This is a genomic window from Streptomyces sp. CBMA123 (assembly GCF_014596465.1).
Classification (GTDB): domain Bacteria; phylum Actinomycetota; class Actinomycetes; order Streptomycetales; family Streptomycetaceae; genus Kitasatospora.
Genome location: NZ_MECK01000232.1, coordinates 1 through 8245, shown reverse-complemented (window position 1 = coordinate 8245; position 8245 = coordinate 1). Strand labels below are relative to the sequence as shown.

General features: G+C 74.9%; 7 protein-coding genes and 3 pseudogenes. 5 read left to right on the top strand and 5 right to left on the bottom strand.

Annotated elements, in window-relative coordinates; all coding sequences use genetic code 11:
• Nucleotides 1–2233: MMPL family transporter (locus tag BG452_RS24475; protein ID WP_411293006.1), on the top strand; the 2233-nt coding region annotated here is incomplete at its 5' end.
• On the opposite strand, the pseudogene BG452_RS45935 reads toward BG452_RS24475, so the two are convergent.
• Nucleotides 2200–2430 (bottom strand): annotated as a pseudogene (locus BG452_RS45935) (nuclear transport factor 2 family protein); the annotation flags it as partial. The gene BG452_RS24475 and the pseudogene BG452_RS45935 sit on opposite strands and share 34 nt — an antisense overlap.
• 94 nt (nt 2431–2524) lie before the next feature.
• On the opposite strand from BG452_RS45935, the gene BG452_RS24470 reads away from it, so the two are divergent.
• The 3 genes and pseudogenes from BG452_RS24470 to BG452_RS24460 all read left to right on the top strand — a co-directional run bounded on the left by BG452_RS24470 (nt 2525) and on the right by BG452_RS24460 (nt 4638).
• On the top strand, nt 2525–2971 hold the full coding sequence (locus BG452_RS24470) for a MarR family winged helix-turn-helix transcriptional regulator (protein WP_188306514.1): 447 nt from the start codon (nt 2525–2527) through the stop codon (nt 2969–2971).
• 420 nt (nt 2972–3391) lie between these two features.
• A pseudogene (locus BG452_RS47235) lies at nt 3392–3520 on the top strand (peptidase S12); the annotation flags it as partial.
• 92 nt (nt 3521–3612) lie between these two features.
• A complete protein-coding gene (locus BG452_RS24460; RefSeq protein ID WP_411293005.1) occupies nt 3613–4638 on the top strand; it encodes a helix-turn-helix domain-containing protein in 1026 nt (341 codons plus the stop codon).
• Between the two features lie 163 nt (nt 4639–4801).
• On the opposite strand, the gene infA is transcribed toward BG452_RS24460, so the two are convergent.
• The 3 genes from infA to BG452_RS24445 all read right to left on the bottom strand — a co-directional run bounded on the left by infA (nt 4802) and on the right by BG452_RS24445 (nt 7201).
• A complete protein-coding gene (gene infA / locus BG452_RS24455) occupies nt 4802–5026 on the bottom strand; it encodes a translation initiation factor IF-1 (protein ID WP_188306513.1) in 225 nt (74 codons plus the stop codon).
• 64 nt (nt 5027–5090) lie between these two features.
• A complete protein-coding gene (locus BG452_RS24450) occupies nt 5091–5873 on the bottom strand; it encodes a GNAT family N-acetyltransferase (protein WP_188306512.1) in 783 nt (260 codons plus the stop codon).
• 230 nt (nt 5874–6103) lie between these two features.
• Entirely contained in the window at nt 6104–7201 is a 1098-nt protein-coding gene (locus tag BG452_RS24445; protein WP_188306511.1) for a chemotaxis protein, read from the bottom strand.
• Nucleotides 7202–7380: 179 nt separating this feature from the next.
• Here BG452_RS24445 and BG452_RS24440 point away from each other — a divergent pair.
• Nucleotides 7381–7758: pseudogene (locus BG452_RS24440) on the top strand (tautomerase family protein); the annotation flags it as partial.
• Between the two features lie 79 nt (nt 7759–7837).
• Here the strand turns inward: BG452_RS24440 and BG452_RS24435 are convergent.
• Nucleotides 7838–8245, bottom strand: a 408-nt coding sequence (locus BG452_RS24435; RefSeq protein WP_317621203.1) for an oxidoreductase C-terminal domain-containing protein, incomplete at its 5' end; no start/stop codon positions are given.

Sequence of the window (8245 nt, the reverse complement as noted above, 5' to 3'; positions counted from 1 at the left end):
CCCCCCGGCCGCCGCGCCGCCGCCCGCCCGCCGCGCGGCGCTGCGCCGCCTGGGCGAGTGGTGCGCACGCCACGCGGTGATCGTCATCGTGCTGTGGATCGTCGCCCTGGCCGGCATCCAGGCCGCCAACCGGACGGTCGGCGGCACCTACTCGGACGACTTCTCGCTGCCCGGCACCCAGGCGCAGCAGGGCCGGGACGTGCTGCAGGCGCACGAGCCGGCCGCCGCGGGCACCAGTTCCCAGGTGGTGCTGCACGACGCCGGGCAGCTGGCCGGCTTCCAGCCGCAGATCGCCCAGGCCGTCGCCTCGCTCCAGCGGCTGCCGCACGTGATCAGCGCGCAGAGTCCGCTGCCGCCGGCCGGTCAGGCCGCCCCGCCCGGCGGGCCGCTGGCCCCCGACGGGCTGACCGGGTACATCACCGTCCGCTTCGACACGATGCCCGCACTGCTGGGCCACGACTACCTGGCCGGGGTGGACGCCGCGGTCGCGCCGCTGCGCCAGGCCGGGGTGCAGGTGGAGTACGGCGGGCCGCTGGGTGAGCTGGCCCGGCCGCCGGCGGACGACCGGTCCAGCGAGGTGATCGGCTTCGCGGTGGCGGTGGTGGTGCTGCTGGTGGGGTTCGGCAGCGCGATCGCGGCCGGGCTGCCGCTGCTGACGGCGCTGGTCGCGGCGGTGGTGGGGCTCGGGGCGCTGGGGCTGGTCGCGGCGCTGTCGACGTTCGCCACCGTCGCGCCGACCCTGGCGACGATGATCGGCATCGGGGTCGGCATCGACTACGCGCTGTTCCTGCTCACCCGGCACCGGCAGAACCTGATGGACGGGGTGGACCCGGTGGCCTCGGCCGGGCAGGCGGTGGCCACCAGCGGGCGCGCGGTGCTGGTCTCCGGCTGCACGGTGATCATCGCGCTGTCCGGGCTGTCGGTGTCGGGCATCTCCTTCATCGCCAAGCTGGGGGCCGCGGCGGCGGTCACCGTGGTGTCGGCGGTGCTCGGCGCACTGACCCTGCTGCCGGCGCTGATGGGGCTGATCGGCCCCCGGATGGACCGGTTCGCGGTGCGCCGCCCGATCGCCGAGGCCGGGGGCGACGGGGAGGGCGGCGGCAGCTGGCACCGCTACGCCCGGCGGGTGGAGGCGAACCCCTGGCGGTACCTGGTCGCCGGGGTGGTGACACTCGGGGTGCTGTCGATCCCGCTGTTCTCGATCCAGCTGGGCCACATCAGCGACGGCGCCGACCCGACGAGCTTCACCGACCGGCGCGCCTACGACCTGGTGTCCGAGGCCTTCGGCCCGGGGGCGAACGCGCCGCTGACCGTGGTCGTCGACCAGAGCGCCGTGCCCGCCGGATCGCGGGCGGGCGTGCAGGGCGCGGTGCAGCAGACCCTCACCGGCCTGCCCGGCGCCGCGAGCACCACCCCGCTGCAGACCAGTCCGGACGGCGCGGTGCTGTTTTCCACCGTCGTCCCGGCGGGCGCCCCGCAGGACCGGGCCACCACCGACCTGGTCAACCACCTGTCGGACACCGTGCTGCCGGACGCGGTGGCCGGCACCGGCGCGAAGACGTACGTGACCGGCAACACCGCGGCCCAGGTCGACTTCCTGAACATCGTCTCCAGCCGGCTGGTCCTGATCATCGCGGTGGTGGTCGCGCTGGCCTTCCTGGTCATCCTGGTGGTCTTCCGCGGCCTGCTGGTCGCCGTCAAGGCGGCGGTGCTCAACCTGCTGTCGATCGCGGCCTCGTACGGGGTGGTGGTGGCGGTCTTCCAGTGGGGCTGGGGCGGGCCGGCGCTCGGGGTGGCGGGGAAGGTCCCGATCGAGAGCTATGTGCCGATGATGATGTTCGCGATCGTCTTCGGGCTGAGCATGGACTACGAGATCTTCCTGCTCTCGCGCGTCCACGAGTTCTGGCTGCGCACCGGGCGCAGCCAGGACGCCGTGGCGCACGCGCTGGAGATCACCGCCCGGGTGATCACCTGTGCGGCGCTGATCATGGTCAGCGTGTTCGCCGCGTTCATCGTCAGCGACAACGTGGTGATCAAGATGATGGGCCTGGGGCTGGCGGTCAGCGTGCTGGTGGACGCCACGGTGGTGCGGCTGCTGCTGGTGCCGGCGGTGATGACGCTGCTCGGCCCGGCGGCCTGGTGGACGCCGCGCTTCCTGGACAAGGTCCTGCCGCACATCGACACCGAGGGCGTGGACGAGCGGCCGTCGGGGGCGGACTCGGCGAAGAGGTAGACCTCCATGCGGACGGTGGAGCCGTCGGTCTTGGTGATCGTCATGGTGTGGCGGTCGGCGGAGCGGTCGCCGTCGGAGAGTTCGTCGTGGACCTCGACCGAGCCGCCGGCCACGACCGTGCGCAGGTGGGCGATGCGGGCCAGGCCCGGGGTGAGGAGCAGGTCGGTCAGGGCGGTGGTGATGTCGGTGTGGCGCACGGGGTTCCTCCGGAGGACCGAATCGGAATGCGCGCCTTAAGCACTCATCTAATGCGACAGGAAAAGCGTGCCCGGTGCACGCTAATCTGAGGGGGTGACGAATCCGACCGGACACGAGATCGCCGAGGCCCTGGGACTGCTGCTGCGGCGCAGCACCCGCACCGGGCTCCACGCCCAGCTGACCGACGGCCTGGGGGCAGCCGTCGACGAACTCACCTACCCCGTCCTCAGCGGCCTGGCCCGCACCGGCGCGTGCAGCGCCGCCGACCTCGGCCGCGAGATCGGACTGGACCGCACCACCGTGACCCGCCGCGCCGACCGGCTGGAGGAGGCCGGCCTGCTGCGCCGCGAGGCCGACCCCGGCGACCGGCGCGCCACCCTGCTCGTCCTCACCGGCCCCGGACAGGACGCGGTACGGGCCACCCGGGACCGCCTGGCGGCCCGCATCGAGGACTCCCTCGCCTCCTGGCCGGCGGCCGACGCCGAGGTCTTCGCCCGGCTGCTGCGCACCTTCGTCGACGAGGGGCCGTTCCAGGCCTGAGACCCGGGCCCGAGGCTCCCTCGACAGCACTCGACCAGGTGGGTCACGGAGGGCGCCCGGCCGTTTCCCGGCGCCGCCGACCGGTGATCCCTTGCCGCCGGGGCGGCGGCCCTCAGCCGCCGCCCTCGCGTCGTCCGACCACCGATCGCCGAGTCGCCCGTCCGGAGGCCCCGTCATGTCACCGCGCTCCCGCCGTTGCCCGCAGGGGCGGCGCGGAGTACGGCGACCGGGCGCTGCGGACCCGGCTGCAGGAGCTGGTCGAGCGCCCGGACGGCCCGCCCGGGGCCATCGCGGTGCTGCGCGAGGACGGGCGCACCCGGGTGCTGTGGGCCGGGGTCGCGCAGGCCGGCACCGACCGCCCGCCCCTGGCCGGCGACCACATGCGCCTGGCCAGCGCCGCGAAGGCGTTCAGGCGTGGGCACCCCGGACGGGCGGCGCAGCCTGACCGTCTCCGTCACCACGCAGGTCAACCAGGCCGGCAACCCCGGCCTGCTGGCACGCCTGAGGGCCGTCGAGGAGGACTTCGTCTGCGCTCTGCTGGCCCGGTAGGACCCGTGACCAGGGGCGGGGCGGGCATCGGCTACGGTCGACGGTCCGGCCGTCCGTGCCGGGGACGTGCAGCAGAGCGGGAGGGGCGCAGAGTGGCCGCGGCAGCGGGAAGCGTGTTCCGGGGGGAGGGTGTGCCCGCGCGGGAGCAGTTCGACTGCTGGCGGGAGCTGATCGGGCGCACCCGGGCCAGCGAGATGACCAGCGTCCACGCCGATGACTTCCGGGCGGAGATGCGGCGCCTGGAGCTGGGGCCGGTGACCCTCCTGCGGTCCTCGTTCCCGCCGACCCGGTTCCGGCGCACCGCCGCCATGGTGCGGCGCACCGACCCGGAGGTGTACCACCTGACGATGCCGCTCGCCGGCGGGCTGTCGCTCACCCGCGGCGCCGGGGAGCACACCCGCACCTTCGGGCGGGGCGATCTGTACCTGGCCGACAGCTCGCACCCGTACGAGGTGCGGGCCCTCGGGGCGCCCGCCGCCGGCCGCGGGGAGCAGCGGACCGAGGCCGTGGGCATCGACTTCCCGGTGTCGCTGCTGCCGCTGCCGCCGCACCGGCTGCGGGACCTGCTGGGCCGGGGGTTCTCGGTGCGGGAGGGCACCTGCGCGCTGCTGGCGCAGTTCCTGGTCGGGCTGGACCGGCAGGCCGCCGCCCTGGGCCCGGCCGCGGCGGACCGGCTGGGCGCGGTCGCGGTCGACCTGGTGGCCGCCTGGGTGGCCGGGGAGCTGGACGCCGAGACCGAGCTGCCGGACGAGGCCCGGCACCGGGCCCTCGCGGAGCACGTCCGGGCCTTCGCCCGCCGCAACCTCCACGACCCCGAACTCACCCCGGCCGTGATCGCCGCCGCCCACCACGTCTCCGTCAGCCACCTCCACCGGGTCTTCACCCGGCAGTCCCAGGGCACCACCCTCGCCGCCTGGATCCGCGCCGAACGCCTGGAACGCGCCCGCCGCGACCTCGCCGACCCCGCCCACCGCACCACCCCGGTCCACGCCGTCGCCACCCGCTGGGGCCTGCCCCGCGCCGACGACTTCAGCCGCGCCTTCCGCGCCGCCTACGGGCTCTCACCCCGCGAACACCGCCGGCGGGCGCTGGCGGGGGGCGGTACGGACGGGCCGTAGACGCGATGCCAAGGAGGTGGCGACGCAGTGCCAACACGGCCGCTGCGCACAGTGGCATCCTCCACGAGGAAACACCGCAGGTGCGCCCGGGCCCGTCAGCCCGGCAGAACCGCTGGTGGCCCGGCACGCCACGGGGGAGCGTGCCGGGCCGCCCCTTTTGCCGCTAGTTGCGGTAGCGGTAGCGGATCCGGCCGCGGGTGAGGTCGTAGGGGCTGAGCTCCACGAGCACCCGGTCGTGCGGGAGGATCTTGATGTGGTTCTTGCGGACCTTCCCGCTGATGTGGGCGAGCACGACGTGCCCGTTCTGGAGTTCCACCTTGAAGTTGGCGTTGCGTAGGCACTCGATGACGGTGCCTTCGACTTCGATGCCGTTCGTCGTCTTGGTCATGGTCCTCACCTCTTCTTCTCGTTCGATGTCGGTGCGGTCGGGGTGACCGCGGGGTGGGTCGGGGTCAGCGGCGTACGAGTTCCAGGGTGCTGCCGTCGCGCCGGGCGCCGATGCCCTCGAAGAGGGCGGTGGCGGCCGTGTCGGTCTCCGTCACCTCGGTCCAGGCGGTGGCGGTGCCGTGGCGGTGCAGCTCGTCCAGCGCGTGGGCCAGCAGTGCCCGGGCGATGCCCCGGCGGTGCAGTGCGGCCCGGACGGCGATCAGCCCGATCCGCGGGCGGCGCGGCGGGTTCACCCGGATCAGCCCCACGTAGCGGTCGCCCTGACGGGCCACCGCGTACCGGGAGGGGTCGACCACGATGGTCCCGGCCGGGCGGGGCAGTACCTGGGCCGGCACCGCCTGCCAGCCGGCGCCGGCCGCGACCTCGTCGTGGATGACGCGTTCCAGAGCGCGCAGCGGGCCCTCCTCGGCCCGGCCGGCGGGCACGATCGTCACGCCCGCCGGGGGCCGTACCGGGCCGAGGCCGGTGATCTGCGGGTCGGTGGGCACCAGGTAGCCCCACTCGCGGCGCACCGGCGTGAAGCCGGCCCGCTGCCAGGCGGACAGCGCGTCCTGGTCGGCCTCGTCGGCCACGGTGTGCAGGGGTTCCGGCAGGTCGGCCGGCATGGCGGCGGCGAGGCGCTCGAAGGCGGCGTCGTGCCAGGCGTCGATGCTGACGAACAGCCGCCCGTCGGGCCGGCGCGAGGCGTCGCCGCGGCCGACCGTCCGGCCGTCCTCGACGGCGTGCCATTCGGTGTCCGAGACCCGCGTCACGGCAGGGGTGTTCGGGGCGGTACGGGGAGAGTTCACGGTGTTGCCTTTCGGAAGTGCCTTGTCTGAGGCGCTCCCGGGCGACACCAACGTCAATCGCCCACCGTGACGACAAGGGGGAGCACCCACCCGGTTGCAGCCTTCATGGGTCTCACCTCCTCGCGTTCGTCTCACGGCTGCGCAGACCGTAGCAGCCGGCGGCCCCTGGGCCCAACCCGTTTTCCGCGCCCGGGTGGTGGGGTGGGGCCCGGGCGCGGCGGGGGGGTGGGTCAGAAGCGCAGGTCGGCGGCGATGCGGCCGGAGTCGGCGAGGGTGCCGTCGGGGACGAAGGTGATCCGGGCGCCGGTGTCGAGGGCGCGTTCGATGACCTCGTCGACGATGTCCTCGCGGGCGCCGGGCTCGTCGGCCTCGGCGGGGACGAGGTGGTCGCCGTCGTCGCGGACGGTGGCGCGGTAGTTCTCCTCGACCGCCAGCGAGGCGATCCGGCCCTCGGCGGCGACCTTCCAGACCTCGTCGAGGCCGGCGGCGAACGCCTGGCGGCCGCGGGCCTTGTCGAGCCGGGCGAGGGTGTCGCCGATCTCGCGGTCGGCGTGGGCGCGGACGGCGGGTCCGACCACCCGGCGGACGGTCTCGACGTCGGCCTGGGCGAGGCCGCCGTGCGGGATCTGGGCGGTGGCCTCCTTGGTGATCGGGCCGGCGGCGTCCAGCAGGGCGAGGGCGGGCGCGTCGCCGACGACGTACAGCGGGCGGGGGTCGGCGGCCAGCACCTTGCCGATCGCGGTGTCGGCCTGGCGCAGGAAGGTCTTGGTCTCCTCGTCGCGGAAGGTGCTGGGGGTGTCGCCGATGCGCTCGCGGCGTTCCGGGTCGGGGTTGTCGAAGGTGCGCGCCAGCGGGAAGCCGTGCACCGTCTCCTCGCTGACCCGCTCCTGGTCGCCGCTCCACAGCACGGCCCGGTCGGCGGCGACGGCGAGCACCCAGTAGGGGCGTTCGGCGGCCTGGGCGGAGACCAGGTTGCGGGTGAGGAAGGTGTCGGACAGGACCACCCGGGCGGGGGCGGTGCGGGCGAACGACCAGACCTGGTGCTCTCCGGGGGCGGCGAGGATGGCGAGGCCGTCCTCGGCGTGCACCAGGTCGACCTCGGTGAGGGCCTTGTCGAGCTGTCCGATGACGTCGATCCGGTCGGCCCGGGAGACCTCGGGGTCGGCCTGGATCCGCTCCTTCGCCTCGGCGAGCAGGTTGCGCAGCCGGACCGGGTCCTGGGCGTTGTCCGGTTCGCGGCGGTGGGTGGGCATCAGGATGGACACCGCCGGGTAGGGCCGGGGCCGGCGCAGTTCGGCGAGGACGGCGGGGCTGAGGGCGGGGTGCATGGGGACCCTTTCCGAAGGCGGTCGGCCTTCTTTGCGTGGACGCACGGTGCCTGGCACAGCTGCCAAATGTCCTCAATGTAGCGATTTGCGCACCGGATCGCCGGGTCAGCTCTTGCCCCGGGGCCGCCCGGGGCTGTACCTACTGGTAGGTACAGTTGGGGTTCCGGGAGGGAGTCGGCATGCCGTTCGTCCGCATCGACACGTGGGGGGCCGGTCCGCAGCGGCTCGACGCCCTGGGGCGCGCCGTGCACCAGGCCCTGGTGGAGACGCTCGGGATCCCGCCGGACGACCACTTCCAGGTGCTCACCGACCACGACGGCGCCGACGGCACGCTGCGCTACGGCGGTTACCTGGGGGTGCGGCGCGACGAGGGCATCGTCTACGTGGCGGTCACGCTGCGCGCCGGGCGCGCGGAGGAGCGCAAGCGGGCGCTGTACCGCAGGATCGCCGAACTCGCCGAGGAGTACGCGGGCACCGAGCCGCGCAACGTGTTCGTCGTCCTGACCGAGAACGCCTGCGCCGACTGGTCGCTGGGCGAGGGGGTGGCCCAGTACGCCCTCCCGCCCGGGGAGGGCGTACCGCTTCGGGAGGGCGTACCGCTTCGGGAAGGCGTGCCGCTTCGGGAAGGCGCAGCGCTCAGCCGACCGGCGCGGCCCGCCGGTCGGTGACGGGCGGCCAGGGCTCGCGGGCCGCGACCTGGGCGCGCAGGGTGCGCAGGGCCCGGGCGGCGGCGATGCCCACCGCGCCGGTGACCCGGCCCTCGCGCACGCAGGCGGCGGCGAAGCGGTGCTCGGCGAGGCTGCCGTCCACCACCTCGAACCGGTCGGCGGCGCCGGGGCTGCCGAAGGCCTGCACCCGCAGGCCGTACTGGTCGGTCCACAGGTACGGGACCGGGTCGTAGGCGCGGCGGGCGCCGTCCGGGCCGGCCAGCAGGTCGCGGGCGGCGTGCAGGGCCTGTTCGGCGGCGTTGGTGCGCTGTTCGAGGCGCCGGCGGCGGCCGGTGCGCGGGTCGGGCCAGGCGGCCACGTCGCCCGCCGCCCAGAC

What these genes read in the sequence shown, in the direction of transcription:
- BG452_RS24445 (WP_188306511.1), bottom strand. Translation starts at nt 7,201, where the DNA reads ATGCACCCCGCCCTCAGCCCCGCCGTCCTCGCCGAACTGCGCCGGCCC.
- infA (WP_188306513.1), bottom strand. Translation starts at nt 5,026, where the DNA reads ATGACCAAGACGACGAACGGCATCGAAGTCGAAGGCACCGTCATCGAG.